This window comes from Mycoplasma phocoeninasale, from assembly GCF_012934885.1.
Classification (GTDB): Bacteria; Bacillota_I; Bacilli_A; order Mycoplasmatales; family Metamycoplasmataceae; genus Metamycoplasma; species Metamycoplasma phocoeninasale.
The window spans coordinates 650,731-675,460 of sequence record NZ_CP051480.1 but is presented as its reverse complement, the minus strand read 5'-3'; the positions used below and the strand labels follow the sequence as shown (position 1 = coordinate 675,460).

Genomic DNA, 24,730 nt, shown 5'->3' with positions numbered 1-24,730 from the left:
ACTAAATTAAAATAAAAGGAAATAAAATGAAAATTAAATTCAAAAATCAACAATTAAATTTACTTGGAGAGCAGCTGAAAAAAGGTGATATCTTTCCAGTCTTTAAGGCAGTTAATGTTGACATGAGTGATTTTGATTCATCACAGTTAAACGGAAAAAGAAGACTATTTTTTTCAATCCCAAGCATTGATAGTAGCGTTTGTGAAATCGAAACATTAAAATTTATGGAGCAATTAAAGGATAGTAATTGTCCAATTGTGGCAATTAGTTATGACACTCCATTTGCTTTTAGAAGATGATGTGCAACCGAAAATAATAATAAAGTTATTACTCTTAGCGAATTTCGCTACAATGATTTTGGTAAAAAGACCGGCACAAGAGTTGAAAAATTAGGTATACTAACTAGAGCGGTCTTTGTTGTCGATGAAAATAACAAAGTCGAATATGTTGAATATGTCAATGAAATCACTAATGAACCAAATTATGAAGAAGTTTTGAAATATTTCAAATAATAAATGATAAGCATCAGGATTAAATAAACCTGGTGTTTTAATTTTGTTTTTTTGAAAAATGCAAAGAAAAAAACCCAGTCTGGGTTTTTAATTCTGCGGCTTTTCGCCATATGTTCTCTGAAAACTGAATATCGTTATAATTTAGATTAATCTTCTATAGAATTCACTATTAAACCGTTCAATTTATTAGTACTGGTCAGCTGAATGCATTGCTGCACTTACACCTCCAGCCTATCAACCTCATAGTCTATAAGGAATTTAAAAGGGAATACTCATCTTTGAGGGGGCTTCCCGCTTAGATGCTTTCAGCGGTTATCCCTGCCGCACTTGGCTACCCAGCTATGCTTTTGGCAAAACAACTGGCACACCATCGGTGCGTCCACTCCGGTCCTCTCGTACTAAGAGTAGCTCTCATCAATATTCCAACGCCCACATCAGATAGGAACCAAACTGTCTCACGACGTTTTGAACCCAGCTCGCGTACCGCTTTAATGGGCGAACAGCCCAACCCTTGGAACCGACTCCAGCTCCAGGATGCGATGAGCCGACATCGAGGTGCCAAACCTTCCCGTCGATGTGATCTCTTGGGAAAGATAAGCCTGTTATCCCCGGGGTAGCTTTTATCCGTTGAGCGACGGCCTTTCCACAAAGAACCGCCGGATCACTAAGTCCTGCTTTCGCACCTGCTCGACTTGTAGGTCTCACAGTCAATCACACTTCTACCTTTATGCTCTAAGATACGGTTTCTGACCGTATTGAGTGTAACTTTGAACGCCTCCGTTACCCTTTAGGAGGCGACCGCCCCAGTCAAACTACCCACCACACACTGTCCTCTTACCAGATCATGGTAACAAGTTAGAAGTTCAACGTAACAAGGGTGGTATTTCAACGGTGACTCCACTTAGACTAGCGTCTAAGCATCATAGTCTCCCACCTATCCTACACATGTTAAATCAAACTCCAATATGAAGTTATAGTAAAGCTCCACGGGGTCTTTTCGTCTAGATGCGGGTCTCCGGCGTCTTCGCCGGAACCATAATTTCACCGAGTCTAATGTCGAGACAGTTAAGAGATAATTACTCCTTTCGTGCAGGTCAGTATTTAGCCGACAAGGAATTTCGCTACCTTAGGACCGTTATAGTTACGGCCGCCGTTCACCCGGGCTTCACATCAATGCTTCGCTTTAGCTAACACCTTTGCTTAACCTTCGGGCACTGGGCAGGAGTCACCCCATATACATCGTCTTACGACTTAGCATAGAGCTGTGTTTTTGATAAACAGTTCCCCCTTACTATTCACTGCGGCCCACTTTTTATGGTGGGCATCCCTTCTTGCGAACTTACGGGATGATTTTGCAGAGTTCCTTGACATTAGTTTTCTCGCTCGCCTTAGAATACTCATCTTGGGGACGTGTGTCCGTTCTCGGTACGGGTTTCACAGAACTTAAGTTAGCAGCTTTTTTAAGAGGTATGGAATCATATAATTCGCTACTTTGTTGCCATTTCACTATGCATCATAACTCCCGGTTATGCCGTGCGGATTTGCCTACACGACCCAGTCATTATTTACCCCACAATCCAATAAGTGGTAATACTATCCTCCCCCGTCACTACATCACATTCTAGAAAGTACAGGAATATTAACCTGTTGTCCATCGGCTACGCCTTTCGGCCTCGTCTTAGGACCCGACTAACCCTGGGTGGACGAACCTTGCCCAGGAAACCTTCCCCAATAGGCGTCAGAGATTCTCACTCTGAATCGTTACTCATACCGGCATTCTCACTTGTAAGCGCTCCACCAGTCTTCACAGTCTGGCTTCAATGCCCTTACAACGCTCTCCTAACGCATTTCTGCCCGTAGCTTCGGTATTGTGTTTTAGTCCCGTTAAATTATCGGCACAGAGTCTCTCGACTAGTGAGCTATTACGCACTCTTTAAACGATGGCTGCTTCTGAGCCAACATCCTAGCTGTTTAAGAAACTCCACAACCTTTCTCACTTAACACAATTTTGGGACCTTAGCTGACGATCTGGGTTGTTCCCCTCGCGTGCATCGACGTTATCACCGATGTACCGACTGCATAGTAGTTCATGATAGTATTCGGAGTTTGATTATAGTCAGTACGGCTAGGCGCCGCCATTCCATATTCAGTGCTCTACCCCCACCACTTAACACTACACGCTAGCCCTAAAGCTATTTCGGAGAGAACCAGCTATCTCCAGGTTCGATTGGAATTTCACCCCTACCCACAAGTCATCCGGGCACTTTTTAGCGTACTACGGTTCGGTCCTCCACTTAGTGTTACCTAAGTTTCAACCTGCTCATGGGTAGATCACCTGGTTTCGGGTCTATATCAACATACTAAAGCGCCCTATTAAGACTCGATTTCTCTACGGCTTCGCTTTATTCCACTTAACCTTGCATGTTGACATAACTCGCCGGTCCATTCTGCAAGATGTACGCCATCACCCATTAACGGGCTCTGACTAACTGTAAGTAATTGGTTTCAGGATCTATTTCACTCCCCTCCCGGGGTTCTTTTCACCTTTCCCTCACGGTACTAGTTCGCTATCGGTGTCTGGTTAGTATTTAGCCTTACCGGGTGGTCCCGGCGGGTTCAGACAGGGTTTCACGTGCCCCGCCCTACTCAGGATACTACTTGAAGACTTATTCATTTCGCTTACGGGAATTTCACCCTCTATGTTTAAGCATTCCAGCTTATTCTGCTATGTTTAAGTTTTGTCTAACTTCGTGTAAGTAGTCCTACAACCCCAACATCAAATGTTGGTTTGGGCTTTTCCCCGTTCGCTCGCCACTACTAAGGGAATCATTCTTTATTTTCTTTTCCTGCTGCTACTGAGATGTTTCAATTCACAGCGTGTCTCTTCATTCGACTATGGATTCATCGAAATGATAATTGAGGATTAGCTCAATTGGGTTTCCCCATTCGGAAATCCCCGGATAACAGCTTATTTCCAGCTAACCGAGGCTTATCGCAGGTAATCACGTCCTTCTTAGACTTCCAGACCCAAGGCATCCACCAAAAACTCTTATCTTGTTTAATAGTTGTTTTGTTATTTTGTTGTATGACCTATTGTTGTCTTTAATTTTGATATATATATTCTATAGGTTGATCTAAACTTTGAAATATTAATTAATATAATTTTTCAATGTCGATATTCAGTTTTCAAAGAACAAAAGAGAGATAGATCTCTCAAAACTGAATACGAATATGTTTTCCATAACTAGGTGTACTCCGTAGAAAGGAGGTGATCCATCCCCACGTTCTCGTAGGGATACCTTGTTACGACTTCACCCCAGTCACCAGTCCTACCTTAGGCAGTTGCCTCCGAGGTTAGCAAACCGACTTTGGGTATTACCAGCTCCCATGGTGTGACGGGCGGTGTGTACAAGACCCGAGAACGTATTCACCGCAGCATAGCTGATCTGCGATTACTAGCGATTCCGACTTCATGGAGTCGAATTGCAGACTCCAATCCGAACTGAGATCGGCTTTTTGAGATTTGCTCCATGTCGCCATATTGCTTCTCTTTGTACCGACCATTGTAGCACGTGTGTGGCCCCACTTGTAAGAGGCATGATGATTTGACGTCATCCCCACCTTCCTCCCAGTTACCCAGGCAGTATCTCTAGAGTCCTCAACATTACTTGTTAGTAACTAAAGATAGGGGTTGCGCTCGTTGCAGGACTTGACCAAACATCTCACGACACGAGCTGACGACAACCATGCACCATCTGTCACTCCGTTAGCCTCCGCTATATCTCTATAGCTTTGCGAAGGATGTCAAAAGTGGGTAAGGTTTTCCGTGTATCTTCAAATTAAACCACATGCTCCACCGCTTGTGCGGGTCCCCGTCAATTCCTTTAAGTTTCACTCTTGCGAGCATACTACTCAGGCGGATCATTTAATGCGTTAGCTGCGTCAGTGATTCTCCACCGACTAATGATCATCGTTTACAGCGTGGACTACCAGGGTATCTAATCCTGTTTGCTCCCCACGCTTTCGTCCCTCAGCGTCAGTATAGACCCAGTAAGCTGCCTTCGCCTTTGGTGTTCTTCCATATATCTACGCATTTCACCGCTTCACATGGAATTCCGCTTACCTCTATCTAACTCTAGTTTGCCAGTATCCAAAGCGAGCCAGGGTTGAGCCCTGGGATTTGACTCTAGACTTAACAAACAGCCTACGAACGCTTTACGCCCAATAATTCCGGATAACGCTTGCGACCTATGTATTACCGCGGCTGCTGGCACATAGTTAGCCATCGCTTTCTGACAAGGTACCGTCAGCTCAATAGCATTTCCTCTACTGAGTGTTCTTCCCTTATAACAGCACTTTACAATCCGAAGACCTTCATCGTGCACGCTGTGTCGCTCCATCAAGCTTTCGCTCATTGTGGAATATTCCCTACTGCTGCCTCCCGTAGGAGTTTGGGCCGTATCTCAGTCCCAATGTGGCCGTTCAGTCTCTCGACCCGGCTAAACATCATAGTCTTGGTGGGCCATTACCTCACCAACTAACTAATGTTCCGCACCCTCATCCTTTAGTGGAGCTTTGGAGCTCCTTTCACAACAGAATCATGCGATTCTATGCGTATCCGGCATTAGCCAATGTTTCCATTGGGTATTCCAATCTAAAGGGCAGATTAAGTACGTGTTACTCACCCATTCGCCGCTAGGTCCTAAAAGGACCTCGCTCGACATGCATGTATTAGGCACACAGCCAGCGTTCATCCTGAGCCAGGATCAAACTCTTAATATTTGATTTTGGTTGTTTTTTTGTTTTTTTGTTATTTAAAATTATTTTTTTTAAATTGACGTTATGGTATTCGTATTCAGTTTTCAAAGAACTATCTAAGTACAAATTTAAATTGCACAATTACAATTATACATAGTTTATTATTTTTAAAACTAAAAAAAATTAATTTATCAATTTTTTATGGATTTAAAAAAAATAAGCCAAATGTCATGGCTTATTCTTTCATTAAACATTAATAGCTTTTTTAATATTAATTATTAAATATATTAGATTATAAAATTGATTCAATTTGCACTTTGTATTTATGAGGAGCTTCAACTTCAACTATATCTTTAACTTTTTTTCCTAATAAAGCTTTAGCAAGTGGTGAGGTGTTAGAAATTTTATTATTAAATGGGTCGGCATCTAAAGCACCAACAATAGTTGCTTCTAATAAATCTTTGGTTTCTAAATTAATAGCTTTAACAGTTGAGCCAATTTTTACATTATGTGATTTTTTAGATTCAATTACCTCGCAATTTTCTAAAATGTGTTGGATTTCAAGAATTTCATTTTCGATTATTGCTTGTTTATCACGAGCCGAATCATATTCAGCATTTTCTGAAAGGTCACCTTGATTTCTTGCTTCTTTAATTTCCTCGATAACTTGAGGACGAGCTACTTCTTGTAAATATTTTAAACGTTCTTGGTACTGTTCGAAGCTTTGGACTGTAAGATAGATTTTTTTATCATCGTGTTGCATAACTCTTCTCCTTAAAATTTAAGATAAATCTTTATATTATCTTATGATATCAATAAATAATAACATATTAGTAGCTATTCTTCACTAAATTTGCTTTGAATTTCATCGTGGGCTAAAATTAATACTTTTTCATTTCCAAATTTTAGGTTTTCGTAGCGCAATTGGTAATCTTTTAAAATTGCCTTTGCCGCCTTGGTTTCATCGTAGTTACCAATTGCAATGATCATCATGCCTTTGTCAGCTAAAAATTGCAAATATTTTTCTAAGTGGTCTTCAATTTTTAGCGACTTATCAGCGCTAAAAATTAAATCATATTTTTTTTCATTAGGCAGCTCATAGGATAGTTTAAGCTCTGATAAATCCGGAAATTCCTTCACGATTTCTTGATATTTGATTAAATTTTTGTTTCCAGAATTATCATATAAAACATTAGATGATGCTAAAGCGGCTGATGAAATTGCAAGATAGTCATTTTTATCATTAATTAAAATATTTTGATACTTATTTAAATAGATTGTATTTATTAAAAAAGCAACAAAAAAATCATTAGCAATAGCATTTTCATAGTATTTTTTTATTCCATTTAAAACGATTCCATAATTAGGGTTTTTGATTTTTAATTTTGCTAATTCAGCTTGTTCATCGGGGTTAGTAATTTTTTTCACCAAATGCTTCTTAATAACTAGCGTGGCAATTAAAATTGCAATAGCAATAATTAAAACTACAATCATACTAATGGCAAGACCGGTTCTAAGTTGAGGGGAAAGGCTTGATGATTTGCTACTAAACAGATTTTTCACTATCTTCTCCCATTAATTTTGCAAGTAAGTCACCTTTTTGGTCTTTATCTAAAATTAAATTGTCCTTTGAAAATTCAAACAGTAAGTTAACTAGAATATCAATTTCTCCTTCGTCATTAACTTCAGTAATTTTACCATCATTTTCCTTAACGAAAAACAGTGCTTCACCATCAGTTAAAATTAAATAATAATCACCGTTTTCTTCTAAATCAAATAACACATAAATTTCATCACCATCGTCAGTAATGATTTTACGTTCGTCAGTAAAAATGTTTATTTCTTTTCTTAGCATGACTCTCTCCTTAAGTAATCTTCTAAAATTAGTTGAGCAGCTAATGAATCTTTTTTACTCTTGCGCTTTTTGGAATTATAACCGGCAGTTAATAGTATCTCTTCAGCATTGATTGTGCTTTGTCTTTCATCTTGAAATTCAATGGGAATTGAAATAACTTCTGCTAATCGACTAGCAAATCTTTCAACCATATACGTTCGTTTACTTTTTGATAAATCCATTCTAAGTGGATAGCCTAAAACAATCGTATCAATTTCGTTTTTATAAACACTTTCATTAAGATAAAATAAAACCCTGCTAATTACTAATTTAAAATGGTTTTCTTCGAAATTATAATTTTCAAGACCACTAACAATTATTCCAAGCGGATCAGATATTGCAAATCCACAGCTTTTAGTTCCCAAATCCAAACAAAGTTTACGCATTCAGGTCCTTTTTAATTCATTGAACTATTTCCGAAACTTCTAATTTATTATCAATCGATCCTTGACATACGATTCTATTTCCGCCACCCTTACCAGCAAATCTATTAACTAATAAATCAAAAATTGCTTTTGAATCATATACCTTAGAAGCAATCATAACAAAGAATGAAACCTCAGATTTGGCAAGTCCTATTATTAAAGAGTCGCTATTGGCTTCTCGCAACGAAACAATAGCTTTTCGCAGATTATTGGCATCTAAATTTGAAATGATGAATGTTTTTCTTCCATTAATCATTTCTGATTGATAGTTAGAAACGTCAATACTTTTCGATTGTTCTTGTTTTAGCAATTTCCGATAATCTTCACGAATCGCCATTTCATCTTGATCATATTGATCTAATAGTTGCTCTTTTTCTCCGGTTGATTTAGGAATTTCTTTTAGAAAATTATATTTATAATCACGGTCAAAGTTTTTATTAGCTTCAACTAATGTTGCCAATAATTTCTCTTTTGCTTTAATTTCATTTAATAAATACTCCTGTACCAATGCAGTTGAGGTAATGACTCTTAGTCGATAAATTCCTGTTCCTTTAGAGTCAACACCAACAACCTTGAAATCCTCGATGATACTTGATCTTTCAACGTGAGTTCCACCACATAAATCTTTAGTTATTCCCTCAAATTCAACAACTCTGACCGCCTTAGCATCATGATATTCAGATTCTTCGATTGTCATGTAAGCACCCATTTCTTGGGCCTTCTTAATTGATGTAACAATGTAATTTCTCTTCGAATCCTTATGAATGTATTCACGCATAATTTTTTCAATTAATTTTATTTCATCTTTAGTTGGACGATGATCTAAACCAAAGTCAAAAGTAAAATGTTCAGGGCTAATATTCGAACCAAGTTGTTCAATAACTTCGTTTGGATAAGTTTGCCTTAGGGCATGAAACATAATGTGAGTTGATGAGTGATTTCTAGCGTAGTTAAGACGTTTGTCAGCATCAACAAAACATTCAACTGGAGACTTACTATTAATTTTGCCTCTTATAACGTGAACATGATTTCAAAATTTATCCTTAAATACATCTAGAATTTCAATTGTATTACCATCTTGTTTTAGATAACCAAAATCGTGATTTTGTCCACCACTTGTTGCATAAAATGGGGTTTTATCTAAAATAAGATATGAAATTGCTTCAGGATCATCATTTTTATCAATTACTTCTTGGTCATTTAGTAAGTATAAAACTTTTGATTTGCTACTTAGATAATCATAACCGATAAATTCAGATACTTTTTCAGGAATAATTGCTAGTGAGTTAATTACTTTTTGCATTCCCATTTCTTGATTTCCACGTGAACGTTCTTGATGTTCTTTTAAATATTGATTAAACTCATCGATACTTAAACTAATACCTTTTTCTTTTAAAATTTCATTAGTTAATTCAAAAGGGAAACCATAAGTATCAAACATTTTGAAAGCGATTTTCATGTCAATTTTTTGGTTTTTTTCAAGTTCTTGTTCAAGAAGTTTTTCTCCTTCATGAATAGTTTTGGCAAATAACTCTTCTTCTGCTTTAATAATATTTTTAACATAGTCAACATTAATATCAAAAATTAATGAATCCTTAACAATTTCAACTAAACGGTACAAAAATGATTTTTCTTGAATCTCTAGAGCCATTCCAGAACGGTATGCACGACGAATAAGGCGACGAATAATATAGCCCCTTCCAACATTTGATGGGTTTACTCCATCATTAATTGCATTAACCGAAGCTCGAATATGATCAGCGATAATTTTAAAGTGTGTATTAATCTTACTTTGAATAGCATCTTTTGTGAAGTAATTATTGATATCATATCTTAGTTTGCTGAATTTTTCAACTTCACGAATAATTGGTAAAAATAAGTCAGTATCGAAGTTAGTTGGAGCATCCTGTAGAATTGAAGTAATTCTTTCAAGTCCTGCCCCAGTATCGATATTTTTGGTAATTAACTCAGTGTAATTATTTTCACCATCATTATTAAATTGTGAAAAAACAATATTTCAAATTTCAACATAACGGTCATTTTCAATATCATTTATCAATAGTTCAATTCCGCGTTTGTCATATTTTTCACCACGGTCAAAAAATATTTCAGTATCAGGACCACAAGGACCCTGACCAACATCTCAAAAATTAGTTTCACGACTACCTTTAATCATGTGACTAGGATCAATTCCACATTTAACTCAGAAATTGTAAGTATCTGTGTCTTCTGAAAAATAAGTAATATAGATTTTATCCTTTGCTAATTTAAGTACGTCAAAAATAAACTCATAGCCAAATTCAATTGCCTCTTTTTTGAAATAATCACCAATTGAAAAGTTACCCAACATTTCAAAAAATGTATGGTGACGGGCAGTAATACCAACATTTTCAATGTCATTTGTTCTAATTGATTTTTGTGAGTTGGTAATTCTTTTGGCAGGTGGAACTTTTTTGCCGCTAAAGTAATCTTTTAGTGTTGCTACTCCAGAATTAATTCACAGTAGTGATGGGTCATTTTGCGGAATTAGTGATTTTGACTCGACAACTAAGTGTCCTTTTGATTTGAAAAAATCTAATCACATTTGTCTAATTTGTTTTGATGATAACATTATTTTCTCCTAATTATAAGTAAGTTTTTTCATTACCTTGATAATATACTTTATCAATTATAGCACCACCAACAACCTTATCACCATCATAGATAACAATTTCTTGTCCTGGTGTCACAGCTTCTGTTAGCGGATAGTTTACCTGAATTTGATGATTGTCAAGTATCTTTAGTTTTACAGGGATATCACTTTGACGATATCTAAATTTTGCTGTTAAATTATCTAAACTAAATTTATAGGCAATTTGATTGAAATTTATTGCAGTGAGCATATCAGATAGTAAATATTCTTTGTGGTCCTCATTGGCAACATAAATAATTGCTTTTTTAATATCATGACCAACGACAAAATATGGTTTACTAAAACCTCCAAGGTTAAGACCTTTTCTCTGCCCAATTGTATAATACATTGCTCCTGAGTGACTTCCAACAATTTCTCTAGTGGCGATATCATAAATTTTGCCTGGTTGTGCTGGAATATAATTTTCTAAAAACTTAGCAAATTTTCTTTCACCAATGAAACAAATCCCGGTCGAATCTTTTTTATTGGCTGTTGCCAAATTAAGTTCATTAGCAATTTCCCTGACTTCAGGTTTAGTTATTGCAGCTAGTGGAAAAATAACTTTTTTAAGTTGTTCATTGTTAAGTTGCGCTAAAAAATATGATTGATCTTTGTTTAAGTCTTTTGCTCTAAATAATTCACCATTTTCTGCCTTAGCGTAATGTCCCATGGCAATAAAATCAGCATTTAATTGTTTAAAAGCATAATCAGCAAATGATTTAAATTTAATGTATTTATTACAAAATATATCAGGATTTGGTGTTCTTCCTATTTTATACTCTTCAATAAGATAATTAAAAACATGATCTCAATACTCTTTTACAAAGTCAACACGATGAAGGACAATACCTAATAGGTCTGCAACTGCTTGAGCATCTTGATAGTCTTTTTCTTGTGGACACATTTCTTCATTGAGACTTTCATTACCTTTGAAATCATTATTCAAAAATGAATCTCAATTACGCATAAATAGACCAATAACTTCATAGCCTTGTTTTTTTAGCAAATATGCGCAAACCGATGAATCAACACCACCGCTCATCCCTAAAACAACTCTTTTTTTCATGATATTTCCTTTCCTTAATTAATGAACACTATAATCAAAATTTATTAATTAATTTACAAATAAATATTTTACATGACGAATGAAATAATTAGCAATAAATAAGCTTTGCTTGCTTATTTTTTATCTTGCTCTATTCCATAAAATATTTTCTTTATTTTAGCAAATTAATTGGCTAATATTAGTTTTTTGTGAATTCTTTAATATTTGAATATGAAATCTTAGTTTTAGCAAAAATATCTTTAAAAAGTAAATATAATATAAAAACTAAAAAAGCCTCTTCAACTATAAAGAGAAAAGGCTTTTAAAATATTTGTGCTTTGATTAACTATAAAACTGCCAAAGTTCGCATAATTAAATCAAGATCTTTATTTTCCATTTCTTGAATAATATGCAAATAGGTTTTTTGGGTAGTGTGAATTCCAGAGTGTCCCAATCTTTGGGCAACAGTTGCGGTAGATACACCGGCAAAAAGTAGCAGTGATGCGTGAGTGTGTCTTAGCCCATGAATTGAAATAATTGGAATATTATTAGCAATGCATAATCTTTCAAGTCGTTTATTTATTGTTGAATTGTAGATTTTGTCATCAATGAAGATTGGCTTATTCTTCGGGTGTTCTTTTAGTAGTTCTGAGAACTTGACAACAATCTGCCAATCGATTCTAATTTTTCGATTTGAAGAAGTATTTTTTGTTTCAGCAAAACCTGAATGTTCTTTATAATTTCATGTCTTATTAATGCGAAGAATTTGATTTCTAAAATCAAAATCCTCTGGTGTTAAGGCTAGTGCTTCTGAAAAGCGCAATCCAGTTTTAGCAACTAACCAAATAAGATAATCTCAATTAATTTTTCCTTCTAACTTTAGTGCGTTAAGTAGTGTCCTTAATTGAAATTGGTTTAAGAATTTAATTTTTTTATTACCAGGATTTTTTCCCTTAATAATCGCTTTTCGAGTTGGATCTTTTTTAATTAATCCATCATCTAGAGCATCTAATATAACTGCTTTTAAATGATGGTGAAAATCCATTGTAGTTTGTTTTTCATGTTCTTTTGAATAACGATTTAAAATCATTTGGTATGTAGTCCGATCAATTTCATGAACGTACAAGTTTGGTACAATTTTCAATATTCATTTATAGGTATTCAAATATTTTTGGTATGTAACTTTTCTAACTCCACCTTCTTTATAAATTGAAATCCAATTTTTAAAATAGTGATGAAAAATCAGATTTTTATCTTCTTTATCTTTCATTTTGTCTCCTTGTTGTTTGTTTGTTTTTTTCTATGACATTAGTAACAAAAAAGCCTACTAATTTGTAAGCTTATTCTCATTTAATTTCCCCGTTTCTCAGTCATAGTCATCAATATCAAACGTGTGATTAAGCACAAATTTCTTAATAAGTTCTTTAAATAATGTTTTGATTTTTCAATTTTCATATTTAATTGAATTATTATCAAAATATGCTTTTACTTCTGCCTTCGGAATATCAATAATTTCGTCAAGCAGACCATCTTTATTATATCATAGCTTCCACTTATTGGTTTATTTAAGTCTTTATAGTCATTATTTTAAATTTTTGATCGCATTTCATTAGCGGCATTTCAAATTTGCTGTGCTAACTCTTTTTTATTCATAGTTCTCCCTTTATAATTTTTCGCTTTTTTAGATTTATCTTTTTGAAATTCGAGATTTATAAAAAAGATATTATAAAAATTATAGAGATTTTAAAAATAAAAAAAATAATAATTCATTAGAATTTTTTTAAAAAAAATTAGCTAATAAAAAAATCACACTGTCAATAAGTGACTCTGTGATTTTGTTATTATTGTTTTGATGATAAAGCAGTTTTAGCTTTGTCAATGATTTGAGAAAATGAAGTTGGGTAATTAATTGCAAGTTCTGAAAGCATTTTTCTATTGATTTGAATGTTTGCTTCTTTTAAACCTTCAATTAATCTTGAGTAAGTTATTCCCATTGGTCTAGCAGCAGCGTTAATACGTGCAATTCATAACTTTCTAAATTCACGTTTTAGTTGTTTTCTATCTCTGAATGCATATGTTCATGATTTAACAACTGCTTGCTTAGCTACTCTATAGCCAATTGATTTATGTCCTCAGTAACCCTTCGCTAATTTTATTCATTTAGCACGTCTTCTTCTTGTTACTACTCCGCCTCTTGTACGCATAAGTTATCCTTTCCTAATTTTTTATTTTATTAAATTAATTCTTTATATCTCTTGAAATCTGAGTTAGATAACATTGATGATTTACGAGATTGACGCTTTTGTTTTGTGCTTTTGTTTTGTGCTAAATGTGATCTAAATGCATTTCCACGTTTAACTTTACCATTTGCAGTAATTTTAATACGTTTTTTCAAACCGCTTTTGGTTTTCATTTTTGGCATATGTTATTCTCCTTGTTCTTTTGAAGGTTGTTCATTTTTAGATAAAGCTTCGACTTTCTTTTTATCTCTTTCAAGATACATATCTAAAAATTTTTCATTTACTAACGTTGCTTCTTTTGAAATTTTTGCAATATCCTCAAGCATCGCATAAAACTTGGTTAAAATTTCTTCCCCTAATTCTATTCTCGCTCGTTCACGACCACGGAATTTAATTGAAACTTTTACTCGATTTCCATCTAGAATAAACTCTCTAGTTTTTTTAGCTTTCGTTGCTAAATCATGATCTCCGATTAATGGTGTTAAACGAATTTCTCGATTAATAATTACCGTTTGTTTTTCTTTGGCTGCTTTTTGTTTTTTCTTCTTATCATATTTAAATTTTCCATAATCTAAGATTCTTGCAATAGGTTTGTTGTTTTTGATGTCAATCAAAACCAAATCCATGTTATTTTCAGCAGCCTTAGCTAAAGCTTCTTTTTTTGACAGAACTCCAATTTTTTCGCCTTCTGGTCCTAATAAAAATACTTTATCATATGGAATAGCGTTGTTAATAATGTGTTCTGATTTTGGTCTACGAGTATGAGAGTTTGCAAATTTCTCATTACTATTGTTATTGCTAGTAATAATTTCCTCCTTAAAATAAATAAAAAAGTGGTATATCCACTTCCCCAAAACTACAAATATCTTTTTCGTTGTAGCAACCCAGCAAAAAATCACTTAGGTGAGAAATGAATCTTCTTTGTGCTATTAAAAGCAATACAATTATAATATAAAAATCAACAATGTATGCATAAATTTAATAAGATATTTAAAAAATTAGCTTCACTTGCGGTTAATCGCTAGCTGTTCAGTACTAAATTCAACATTCTTTTCTTGGTTTCACTGATAATTAGCTTTCACAACTGCTTTAAAACCTTCATTAAAATCAATGAATGCTAGATTACGTAGCTTCTGAACACCGGCTCACTTTCTTCCTAAACAAATTTTATCAGCAACAAATAAAATCTTATCCAGTAATGTAAGATCAGTAGCTAAAGAAGTATGAATTTTAATAGCATTTAATACCTCTTCATTTGTGTATTTATAGTAATCTCTTAGTCAATAATATGCAGTAGTTTGATGAATTTTATAGTGCGGTAAATTATCTTCGCTGAAATTATATTTTGCTAAAAAACTTCAACTAGCTTCAGCATCTCATTCTTTAGTAATGTCATGCATATATCCTGCCTGGTATGCTAGTCGAATTGGATAATTATTTTCCTTAGCTAACGCAGCGGCAAATTCAGCTGTAAACTTAAGGTGTTTATATCTTTCAATTGATAAATTATTTTTAGCAATTTCATCAAAATAAAGAAAATTTTTGCCAATATACTTTTGTACTACTTCTTCGACTTGTCAAAGGTTTCCCTTCCGGTATGCTGTTGAAGAAAAATCATAAAATTCATTATTTAGTTTCATACAATTGAATTTCTTAATATTAATTTTTGAATATGTTGTGTTGCGATTGAAGATGCAAATTTTCACAAGTTTAGAGATTTTTTCAATGTCTTTCCATTTATTAAGTTTATTTACATTATCAGATCCAATTAGTAAATATATTTCATCATTAGGAAATTTTTGAACAAAATATTTAACTGTGTCAATTGTGTATGAATTTCCACCACGGTTAGTTTCGAATTCGGATATTTCCATTTTATCTTTTATTACCATTTTTAGCATATTAATGCGATGATAATTATCAGCATAATATCTTGCCTTTTTAAAAGGATTTTTATTATTTGGAACAAAATAAAGCTTATCCAAATTTAATAATCTAATAGCATCCTCCGCTACTAGAATGTGACCTTTATGAATGGGATTAAAACTTCCACCAAATATTGCTATTTTCATGTCTTTTTCTCCTCTAAATTAATCTTATCATTTTTGCTGAAAACATTTTTTCTTAAAAATCTAATATTATTAATATCAATTTTATTCTCTTTTAGTAATTGATTAGCAGTTTTTAACTTTTTAGTGCCAAGTGATGAGTTTACATAATCAATTAAATTATCAATTTTACTATTGTTATTGCTAGAAAATAAATCAATATCACCAGCACTAAAAATTGAACGAAGGTTGCTTATTCTTATACCAAGTCCTCTAACTCAATTTTCATCTCAAAATTCATCAAATAACTTGCAACTTATTTTGTATATAACATCGAAATCATTGCTATAAAATGCGATCTTATGTTGTTTTATTTTTCATACTTTTTTTGTATCTCTAATACTTAGTGATATAACGTTACCTTCAACGTTTTTGTCTTGAGCCCGCCTAGCAATATTGTAACTTAATTTAAAAAGTTCCCCTTTTAAAAAGTCCTGATCATTTGAATCGACTTCCATAAATGTAAGTGAGTTACTAATGCCTTTAATTTTTTCAGATAAGACATGGTCATAGCCTTCATTTTCACCCTTTAGAGTTTTAATGAATAAATAGTAGTTTTTTCCAAAGACTTTTTTCAATGCCAAATCGTTTTGAAAGTTAATAAGTTCTTCATATGTGTTAATATTCATAGTTCGCAAAGTTTTTGAAATTTTTTTTCCAATTCCAAATATCTTTTCAATGCTAAGAGGATAGAAATATTCAGGGATATTTTCATATTTCGTTTCTAAAATGCCAAAAGGCTTAGCTTTATTAGTTGACATTTTAGCAAGAAATTTTGTGTAAGAAATGCCAATCGAGCATGGGATTTTCAAATCAGCTAAAAGTCTTCTTTGAATTTTAGAGGCCAACTCAAGTGGTGTGAGATTTTGATTCGCTAGTAGTTCAGTACAGTCGATATAACATTCATCAATTGAGTAAATTTCAATTTTATTAGTAAAGTTTTTAGCAATGTATTCAAAAATGCGTTTGGATGTCAACGAATAAAGCTGATAATTAGGCTTTAATACGGTAACATTATCAATTTTAGATTTAACTAAATAAAAGGGGTCACCGACTTTAAAACCAAGTTTTTTTACTTCATTTGACATGGCACTAATAATTGATCTTTTATGACTATCAGCAATAACAACTGGTCTGTCATTTAAATTTGGTTGTATTGCTCTTTCACAACTAACAAAAAATGTATCCATGTCAATATGAAAAATAATCCTTGACATTACAAGGACCTCTTCACTGCTCGATAAATAATTGAAGCACACTCCAAGCGATTAAGATGCTTCTTAACATTTTCTAAAACCGCTAACTTATCAAGTTTCGCAGCTTTAACCTCATCTAAATTAGAGTTATTTATCATATCAAAATAAACATTAACAATATCACTAATTTCATCTTTATGCTTATTAATTAACTGGTCAATCATTAATTCAATACTTGCCAGAAAAATTGAACATCCTATTGCTTCATATTCAGCGCTAATTAAAATGTCATTTTTAAAAGATAAATTAATTTTTAGATTATCAACACAAATATTTGAATTTTCAATAATAGTCTTATCGCTAATTTTAATTGTTTCTTTTTTATGTTTGGGATTTAAATAAGCATCAAAAACAATTTTTTGTTTTTCTACATTACTATAAAAACTCAAGATGGTCACCTACCTTATTTAAAGCTAAAATTAATTTATCAACATCTTCAGTACTGTTATATATTGAAATCGAGATTCTTATATAAGAAGGATCATGATGCGCCAGGACTTTAAAGCGATGAGCACAAAAAACTCCTGAACGAACATAGATGTCTTGGTGTCCCAAATAAGATGCAACATCTTGAGAAGGGATATTGATAATATTAAATAAAATAATTTTATCACCCCGATTTGAAGCAATTTTAATATTATTAACTTTTAGCAGTTGATCGTACAAGTAATTAGCCAAATTACTTTCAATTTGATTGATTTTAGGATATGTCAATTTGTTCATGAATTCAATTGCTTCCTTAAATTGAAAAATTCCGGCAAAATTTGCTGTTCCTGGTTCAAATTTTGAAATGTCAGTTTTTGAGGTTCATATAAAATCGTCATTAATATCTTGAACTTGGCCACCGCCCCATTTTTTAGGTCTTAGTCTTTCAAGTAAATCTCTTTTAATGACTAAAGCACCCATTCCGGTCGGACCGAATAGTTTATTAGCAGAAAAAGCAATAACATCTGAATACTTTAATGAAACCTTTTCGTGGGCAATTGCCTGAGCCGCGTCATTAACCAAAATCGCATTATTTTTTTGACATGCTTGATAAATTTCCTTTAGATTATAGCCAACATTGAAGGTATTATTTGATTGTGATAGTGCGACAATTTTAGTTTTCTTGTTAATTGCATTTAAAATCTCTTCTGATGTTTCGCAGTATTTAATAGTAATGTTTTTGTTTTTAAAGTTTTCAAGAAAGGGAACAATGTTCGAACTGTGATTATAATATGATAAGATAATTTCACCATCGTCAACAATATCAGCAATCATTGCTGCTGCTAAATTAAGACTTTCGGTTGTACCAGAACTAAAAATGACTTCATTTGGTAAGGCATCAACGAAGTTAGCAACTAATCTACGACATTCAAATATTTCTTTTGACATTTTTATTCCCAAATTTGAATCTGCAGTCCGTGTTGAAACTGAGAATTTTTCATAAAAATCAGTGCCGGCTTTTATTACTGCTTTAGGCTTAAAGGTCAAGGCAGAATTATCAAAATACACCATTTGAGGGTTATTTTTAAACATCGGAAATAACTTTTTATAATTAATCATCTTTATACCTTCCTAAACAAACTTATATATTCAATATTTTTGGATTTTTCTCCTAAAATTGGACTTCTAGCAATTTTTTCTAACTGAAAATTATTTTCGGCGGCAAATTTGGTAACTTTGTCAATGATATATTGATGATGCTCTTCTTTAACTAAACCACCAGACTCAACGTATTTACTACTAGCTTCGAATTGAGGCTTAATTAATGCCATGATGCATCGATCCTTTTCTAAAATGTCTTTGCATACTAAAAAAACATGCTTCAAACTAATAAAAGAAACATCACACGTAACAAAATCTATGGTATCGGAGAACATAGATTTTTTAAGATTTTTTAAATTAGTTTTTTCATGCACGGAAACTTTCGGATTGATTCTTAGCGAATAATCTAGTTGATTAGTTCCTGAATCAATTGCATACACCTTTTTAGCCTCATTTTTTAAAAGTACTTCAACAAAACCTCCGGTCGATGAGCCTATATCAATACATACTTTATTGGTGATATCTAAAGAGAACTGTTCAATCGCTCCCAAAAGTTTATAAGCACCCCTTGAAACATACTCTTTTTTAGGGTTTTTGATAATAACTTCAATGTCATCTTCATTAAATTTTAGTGAGGGAAGCAAGATCCTTTCACCATTAACAATAACCTTACCCTCTCTTATTAGTGCTTCTGATTCTTTAGCTGTAAGTCGATTTTTTGACGCTATAATTTCTAAAATTGTTCTCTTCATAATTATTTATTGAAAACTCGTTTTGAAATTAGATCCAAAATTTTGTTCACAAATTTGTAATCATCATTTGGAATAAAAATTTTAGCAATATTCACCATTTCATTGATGACGATTTTAGCATCTTTTGATAGAAGTTCATATTCACCAAAAATAATAATTGCTCTAGTTAATGGTAGTATTCGCTTTCATTCTCAATCTTCATCAGTAAATTTAGAAGCGATTTTGACAAAAGTATCATATTTCTGTTCAATTAATTCAAGAGCGGCAATATCCCACTTATCTAAATCATTATTTTTAAAAATTTCCTCACAGGAAACTTTTCTGTCAAATAATTCAAATTGGTAAATATAAGTAATAATTTTTACTCTTTTTTTGTAGTTTTGAATTAGAAAGTTGCTTTTTCTATAAGCAACTTTTTTTTCTTTATTATCTTCGTATTGCATTATGGCTCCTGAATATTTATTAGTTCGATGTGTTTCTTTTCGTTATCTTTAGTTAATGTAAAGAATACACCATTAATTTGTGATTTGTTTTTTGATACTTTAAATGAAGAAAAAGCATTAAAGCGCATTTTTTCATAAATTTCTTGATAATTAGATCCGATAGCGGAATCGCGAGGGCCACACATACCAACATCAGTTACAAAATATGTCCCGTTGGGCAACATTCTCGCATCATTAGTTTGCACATGAGTATGTGTCCCAAAAATGGCATCAACTTTTCCATCAACATATAATGAAAAAACCGATTTTTCTGATGTTGTTTCGGCATGAAAATCAATAATAAAGTAATCTGCTTTAGCTTTTTCATAAACTTCATCAAATTTATCAAAAAAGTTATTTGCTGATTGCTGTTTTCATGGTTCTAGCAAAGGATTGAATGAAATCCCCATAAATGACATTATGGCAATTTTTTTGCCCTTTACTTCAAAAAATCTTATGCCACTTCCTGGATACCCATCATCGACATTAATTGGTCTAATTAATTCATTTTTGTTTATGATCTCATTTATTTGCTCTTTTGCTCAGACATGATTTCCTAAAGTAAAGGCGCTGATACCTGCTCTTTTAAGTCTTCGATAATCTTTTGGGACAAATCCCTTTCTTCCAGAAACATTTTCGGCCTGAGCTATGACAAAATCAACATCATATTTTTTTATTATTTTTTTTAATTCCGCTTCCACAAATCTAATTCCTGGTAAGCCAAAAATATCGCCTAAAAATAATATATTTAGATAGTCTTTTTCCATATGTTAAATTATACGATAATAAAAAAATTAAAGAATGTAAAAAATTACGCTCTAATTTTTTCTAGTATTTGGTTATAAATTTTCTCATATACTTCTTTATTGTTTTCTAAGAAAATTTCTAAATTGTTAAGTCCTTGAGCAATATTTTCGCCTTCATAGCTATATCAAGAGCCTTTTTTAGTAATTATTTCAAATTCTTCTGCAAAGTTTATTACTTCATTAATACGTGAAATTCCTTTTGAAAAAACAATTTCAATTTGCGCAATTTTATAAGGAGCTGAAAGTTTATTTTTTACAACCTTACATTTGACTTGGTTGCCATAAATATTACCGTTATTAGTTACGTTTTGAACTTTTCTTGCCTCTAAGCGTATTGATGAATAAAATTTTAAAGCTTTTCCACCAGATGTTGTTTCGGGATTTCCAAAAATTACCCCAATCTTTTCTCGAATTTGGTTTATGAAAATAATCGTTGTTTTATTCTTTGAAAGTGAACCAGTTATTTTTCTTAATGCTTTGGACATTAGGCGAGCCTGGGCACCAATTGTTTGATCACGCATTTCGCCATTTAATTCAACTTCTGGAACTAATGCCGCCACTGAATCAACAATAATTAAATCAATAATGCCTGACTTGGTCAAACTATCAACAATTTCTAAAGCTTGCTCACCAGAATCTGGTTGAGAAAGAATTAAATTATTAATATTAACACCTAAATTACGGGCATAAATTGGGTCAATTGAATGCTCGGCATCAATAAAAGCCGCAATTCCCCCTTGTTTTTGTATTTCTGCAATTGCATGTAAGGCGATTGTTGTCTTACCACTACTTTCAGGTCCAAATATTTCGATAATTCTCCCTTTCGGTCATCCGCCAATGCCAAGTGCATTGTCAATTGCTAACGAGCCACTGCTAAAAGTATCCGGGGCAATATTTGACTTATCTCCTAAAATCATAATAGCTTCATGACCGAATTTTTTTTCAATCGCCTTTAGCGTCTCTTCTAGAATCTTTTTTTCTTCAGTTAAATCTAAATTTTTATTTTTACTCATATCTCTCCTAGTTATTAGTTTAGTAACAAATTCATAGAGAAAATTAAATTTAAGAAAAATTTGCGAAAACTAATTTAATGGAAAATAACTAGAAATAAACTAAGAAATTATTTATTAAAGTCGGCGTCAAATTTCTTTGTTGCTCATTCTTCTAAAATAACTGATATGGTAATATTTTTTGTACCATCATCTTTTAAATATGTATCTTTAATCTCAACTAAATGAACACCTTTTAATGTATTGATCTTATTGATAATATTTTCTAGACTTTCTTTTGGATTAACAGTAACTGTCAGATCCCGTGATTTTAAAGGATTGTGGTTGTAGTTTTTATATTTAACATCTGAATTAGTAATTTTTTCTAGTAGAATTTCGGAAAAAATTACATTAGGATGACCAAATCTTGGATGTAATTTAGCAATATATCCAACCATTTCGCTGCCATGATAAATTTCAGTTGAAACATAGGGATTAAAAATTGAATTAGTACTATTTTTGAAGGTTAGTTGACAGTTAGTTAATGAGATTACATCTTTTTTAATTTCTGAAAATGATTTACTATCAGATGCAATTCCTAAAACATTCATTTGATTGTGTATCATAGCAATTTCAAAAAACGAATTTTTTATCATTCCTTGTTTATGATTGTGAACTATACAATTTAGCAGGCTGGTAATCAATGAGAAACGAATTTGTGAATGGTTGTAATTTTTTGAATCATTAGCATTATAGGCGCTTCCAAAATTAAAAGGGTTAAAAATATTTTCTTCAGGATTAATTAATGTGTATGTTTTTACATTCAAATATTCTTTTGAAGACAATAAATAATTGAATTTGCTTTCAAGACTATGGCTAACGTAGCTACTTGTAATCTTTGGTATTTTGCTTGTAAAGTTTTCATAGCCATAGAAACGAAATAGTTCTTCAACAAAGTCCTGCATTGTATTAAGATCATAACGATAAGATGGGAAAGTAAGTGAAAGATTATCTGATCTAAATTTAAAATCTAATGATTTTAGTTTTAGTAGTACTTGCTCATATCTTTTAGTTTTACTAATATTAAATCCAGCTAATTTATTAATATAGCTTTTATCTAATAAAATTGTTTTTTTATGAATTTTTGGCGCATTAATTTGTGAGGAATATTCATCTAAATATTGACATAGAAAATCATAGGCCATAATTAGGGACCCATTAGCAATTTCTCGACTTGCTCGATTTGATGAATTTGTTTCTAATTTAAGCTGTTTAGAACTCTTTCTAACCTCTTTCAAATCAAATGAAGCTAGCTCAAAAATGGCTTGTGAAGAATCCTTGTCATAGCCAAATTCATGAATTCCGATTGTTGCCGCAACTGCAACAGTATCATCACCATTTTTAACAACTAAATTATTTGCTAATTTAACATGTTGATTACCTAAAATCGAAATATCTTCTGAAGATAGAGCAGTTGAAAAAGTTGAACTTTTTAGTTTAGTTTTATCATAAACATGACAAGGAACACCAGTATATAATAAAACCAAATTGCTCAAATCAACAGCATTGTCAAAAGTTTTAATTTTATGCTTTCATAGTAGCATTTTCTCGGCAATATTTAGTGTGAAATTTTTAGCATTTGCCTCAACTAAAGTAAATGAATTAGTTTTTTTAAGCTCGGCGATTTTTAATGAAGATGATAGCGTTGGATGTGGTTTGGGAATTTCTAGTACTTTGCTATTAAAATAAGCTGATAGTTCTTTTGCGAAAATTAAATAGCAAGCAGCATCATAGCGATTTGAAAGAATTGATACATCAATTAAATAATCATCTAGATCAAAATATTGAATGGGGTCAATATTTAAATCAATTTTTCCAACTTGAAAAATGCCTTCTTTTTGATCATCCGGAAGAGATTCCTCATTAAAACCAAGCTCTAATAGACCAACAAACATTCCTTCTGAAACAATGCCTTGCATAGTTCTCGCTGAAAAGGTTTGTCCTTTTGAACGTGAACCTGGCACAAACGCCATAACATAGTCATCATCTTTCATGTTTGTTGCTGTCGTTTGAATTATTGAATGACTGCCATCAGCAAATTCAATTTCACAAACAGTTAAACGATCAGCATTTGGATTTTTATACGATTTAATAACGTGACAGAGTTTTATTCCTTCAACATCGGCAAATTTATGATATTCTTCAACTTCAAAACCAATTGAATTAATTGCTGAAACCATTTTTTCAACAGACACATTTTCCAAATTTGCTAAACGGCACAGCGTTTTATATGAAAATAACATTTTATATCTCTCCTTTTCTATTTAAATTGCTTCAAAAATCTTTTATCATTAACATAAAATTCACGAATGTCATCAATTCCATATTTAATCATTGCAATTCTTTCAATGCCAATTCCTGCGGCAATAGCAGTCATATCATTTGAATATCCTGCCATTTTTAAAACATTTTCATGAACGATTCCTGCACCCAAAACCTCAATCCAACGATTGTTGAAAAAGATATCAACTTCAACACTAGGTTCAGTGAAAGGGAAATACGAAGGACGAAGACGAATTTCTAAATTATCTTGTTCTAAAACATATGACAGTAAAGACTTCAAAGTATAAATCAAAGTTCCAAATGAATGATGACCAACACTAACAAAGTCAAGTTGTGTAAATTGGTGAGTATGGCTATGATCTTCTTCGTCATTGCGGTAGACTTTACCAATTGCGAATTGTGAGAATTCTTTATTAGCATGTTCTTCAAGCATTCTTGCGCTAATGCCAGTGTTATGAGTTCTAAGCAAAATATTTTCATTTAGATAAAGAGAATCTTGCATGTCTCTTGCGGGATGTGATTGTGGAATATTTAAACGCTCAAAATTATACTCCTCATCTTCAATTTCACTTCCTTGGGATTCAAAATATCCATTAGCAACAAGTCAATTTCGAAAACGTTGACTAATAATATTGATTGGATGAATAGCTCCGTCAAAAGTGACGGGACTAGAAAAATCCTCAAATTCTTTTTCCAAATTTTTTTGAATTTCTAGATTGTTAATTTTTTCTTTAGCTTGTTCAAAAAAATCATCAGCTGCTTTTTTTAGTTTTTGAATTGTTTTACCAAGTTCAGCTTTTTTTGATGGTTCAGCAGTTTTTATCTGCTTCATAAGATCCAAAATCTCCTCTGAATTATTAAACTGATTTTTGATATTTTTTAAATCTTCAATACTGTTAATTTTTTCTAAATCAAATTCCAT

At 32.5% G+C, this 24,730-nt stretch carries 21 protein-coding genes and 2 rRNA genes; 1 reads left to right on the top strand and 22 read right to left on the bottom strand.

What is annotated here, in order from left to right; all coding sequences use genetic code 4:
- Positions 1–26 precede the first annotated feature (26 nt).
- Positions 27–512 carry a thiol peroxidase gene (gene tpx / locus HGG64_RS02705; RefSeq protein WP_169580420.1) on the top strand — a complete coding sequence of 162 codons (486 nt, stop codon included), beginning with the start codon at positions 27–29 and terminating at the stop codon, positions 510–512.
- A gap of 165 nt (positions 513–677) precedes the next feature.
- Here tpx and HGG64_RS02700 read toward each other — a convergent pair.
- From HGG64_RS02700 to pheS, 22 genes are all read right to left on the bottom strand, one after another.
- Positions 678–3,576, bottom strand: a 23S ribosomal RNA gene (locus HGG64_RS02700).
- 197 nt (positions 3,577–3,773) lie between these two features.
- A 16S ribosomal RNA gene (locus tag HGG64_RS02695) occupies positions 3,774–5,294 on the bottom strand.
- Together the 16S and 23S rRNA genes form the textbook arrangement of a ribosomal RNA operon.
- A gap of 268 nt (positions 5,295–5,562) precedes the next feature.
- Entirely contained in the window at positions 5,563–6,033 is a 471-nt protein-coding gene (gene greA, locus HGG64_RS02690) for a transcription elongation factor GreA (protein ID WP_169580419.1), read from the bottom strand.
- 74 nt (positions 6,034–6,107) lie between these two features.
- Positions 6,108–6,833, bottom strand: coding sequence for a BC85_0335 family putative methyltransferase (locus HGG64_RS02685; protein ID WP_169580418.1), 726 nt, complete (start codon positions 6,831–6,833; stop codon positions 6,108–6,110).
- Positions 6,817–7,125, bottom strand: coding sequence for a hypothetical protein (locus HGG64_RS02680; RefSeq protein ID WP_169580417.1), 309 nt, complete (start codon positions 7,123–7,125; stop codon positions 6,817–6,819). Before HGG64_RS02680 ends, HGG64_RS02685 begins: the two co-directional genes overlap by 17 nt.
- Positions 7,119–7,550, bottom strand: a complete 432-nt coding sequence (ruvX, locus tag HGG64_RS02675) for a Holliday junction resolvase RuvX (protein ID WP_169580416.1) — start codon at positions 7,548–7,550, stop codon at positions 7,119–7,121. Before ruvX ends, HGG64_RS02680 begins: the two co-directional genes overlap by 7 nt.
- Entirely contained in the window at positions 7,543–10,200 is a 2,658-nt protein-coding gene (alaS, locus tag HGG64_RS02670; RefSeq protein ID WP_169580415.1) for an alanine--tRNA ligase, read from the bottom strand. Before alaS ends, ruvX begins: the two co-directional genes overlap by 8 nt.
- Before the next feature lie 13 nt (positions 10,201–10,213).
- Positions 10,214–11,326: a tRNA 2-thiouridine(34) synthase MnmA gene (gene mnmA / locus HGG64_RS02665; RefSeq protein WP_169580414.1), complete on the bottom strand. Its 1,113-nt coding sequence runs from the start codon at positions 11,324–11,326 to the stop codon at positions 10,214–10,216.
- A gap of 325 nt (positions 11,327–11,651) precedes the next feature.
- On the bottom strand, positions 11,652–12,575 hold the full coding sequence (locus HGG64_RS02660; protein WP_169580413.1) for a site-specific integrase: 924 nt from the start codon (positions 12,573–12,575) through the stop codon (positions 11,652–11,654).
- A 571-nt stretch (positions 12,576–13,146) separates the two neighbouring features.
- Positions 13,147–13,509 (bottom strand): 50S ribosomal protein L20, encoded by a 363-nt coding sequence (gene rplT / locus HGG64_RS02655; RefSeq protein ID WP_169580412.1) that lies wholly within the window; start codon positions 13,507–13,509, stop codon positions 13,147–13,149.
- A 29-nt stretch (positions 13,510–13,538) separates the two neighbouring features.
- Positions 13,539–13,727, bottom strand: coding sequence for a 50S ribosomal protein L35 (gene rpmI / locus HGG64_RS02650; RefSeq protein ID WP_169580411.1), 189 nt, complete (start codon positions 13,725–13,727; stop codon positions 13,539–13,541).
- Between the two features lie 3 nt (positions 13,728–13,730).
- Complete coding sequence (gene infC, locus HGG64_RS02645) at positions 13,731–14,444, bottom strand: translation initiation factor IF-3 (protein ID WP_336510707.1); 714 nt, start codon at positions 14,442–14,444, stop codon at positions 13,731–13,733.
- A 99-nt stretch (positions 14,445–14,543) separates the two neighbouring features.
- Complete coding sequence (locus HGG64_RS02640; protein ID WP_169580410.1) at positions 14,544–15,617, bottom strand: nicotinate-nucleotide adenylyltransferase; 1,074 nt, start codon at positions 15,615–15,617, stop codon at positions 14,544–14,546.
- Positions 15,608–16,870 carry a Y-family DNA polymerase gene (locus HGG64_RS02635; protein WP_169580409.1) on the bottom strand — a complete coding sequence of 421 codons (1,263 nt, stop codon included), beginning with the start codon at positions 16,868–16,870 and terminating at the stop codon, positions 15,608–15,610. The genes HGG64_RS02640 and HGG64_RS02635 overlap by 10 nt, the downstream gene beginning before the upstream one ends.
- Positions 16,870–17,298: an iron-sulfur cluster assembly scaffold protein gene (locus HGG64_RS02630; protein WP_169580408.1), complete on the bottom strand. Its 429-nt coding sequence runs from the start codon at positions 17,296–17,298 to the stop codon at positions 16,870–16,872. The genes HGG64_RS02635 and HGG64_RS02630 overlap by 1 nt, the downstream gene beginning before the upstream one ends.
- Positions 17,285–18,454: an aminotransferase class V-fold PLP-dependent enzyme gene (locus HGG64_RS02625; RefSeq protein ID WP_205852852.1), complete on the bottom strand. Its 1,170-nt coding sequence runs from the start codon at positions 18,452–18,454 to the stop codon at positions 17,285–17,287. Before HGG64_RS02625 ends, HGG64_RS02630 begins: the two co-directional genes overlap by 14 nt.
- A gap of 2 nt (positions 18,455–18,456) precedes the next feature.
- Positions 18,457–19,188, bottom strand: a complete 732-nt coding sequence (locus HGG64_RS02620; protein WP_169580407.1) for a TlyA family RNA methyltransferase — start codon at positions 19,186–19,188, stop codon at positions 18,457–18,459.
- Between the two features lie 2 nt (positions 19,189–19,190).
- Positions 19,191–19,631, bottom strand: a complete 441-nt coding sequence (locus tag HGG64_RS02615) for a transcription antitermination factor NusB (protein WP_169580406.1) — start codon at positions 19,629–19,631, stop codon at positions 19,191–19,193.
- A complete protein-coding gene (locus HGG64_RS02610) occupies positions 19,631–20,437 on the bottom strand; it encodes a TIGR00282 family metallophosphoesterase (RefSeq protein ID WP_169580405.1) in 807 nt (268 codons plus the stop codon). Before HGG64_RS02610 ends, HGG64_RS02615 begins: the two co-directional genes overlap by 1 nt.
- A gap of 44 nt (positions 20,438–20,481) precedes the next feature.
- A complete protein-coding gene (recA, locus tag HGG64_RS02605; protein ID WP_169580404.1) occupies positions 20,482–21,489 on the bottom strand; it encodes a recombinase RecA in 1,008 nt (335 codons plus the stop codon).
- A gap of 107 nt (positions 21,490–21,596) precedes the next feature.
- Positions 21,597–23,768 (bottom strand): phenylalanine--tRNA ligase subunit beta, encoded by a 2,172-nt coding sequence (locus HGG64_RS02600; RefSeq protein ID WP_169580403.1) that lies wholly within the window; start codon positions 23,766–23,768, stop codon positions 21,597–21,599.
- Between the two features lie 17 nt (positions 23,769–23,785).
- Positions 23,786–24,730, bottom strand: coding sequence for a phenylalanine--tRNA ligase subunit alpha (pheS, locus tag HGG64_RS02595; protein WP_169580402.1), 945 nt, complete (start codon positions 24,728–24,730; stop codon positions 23,786–23,788).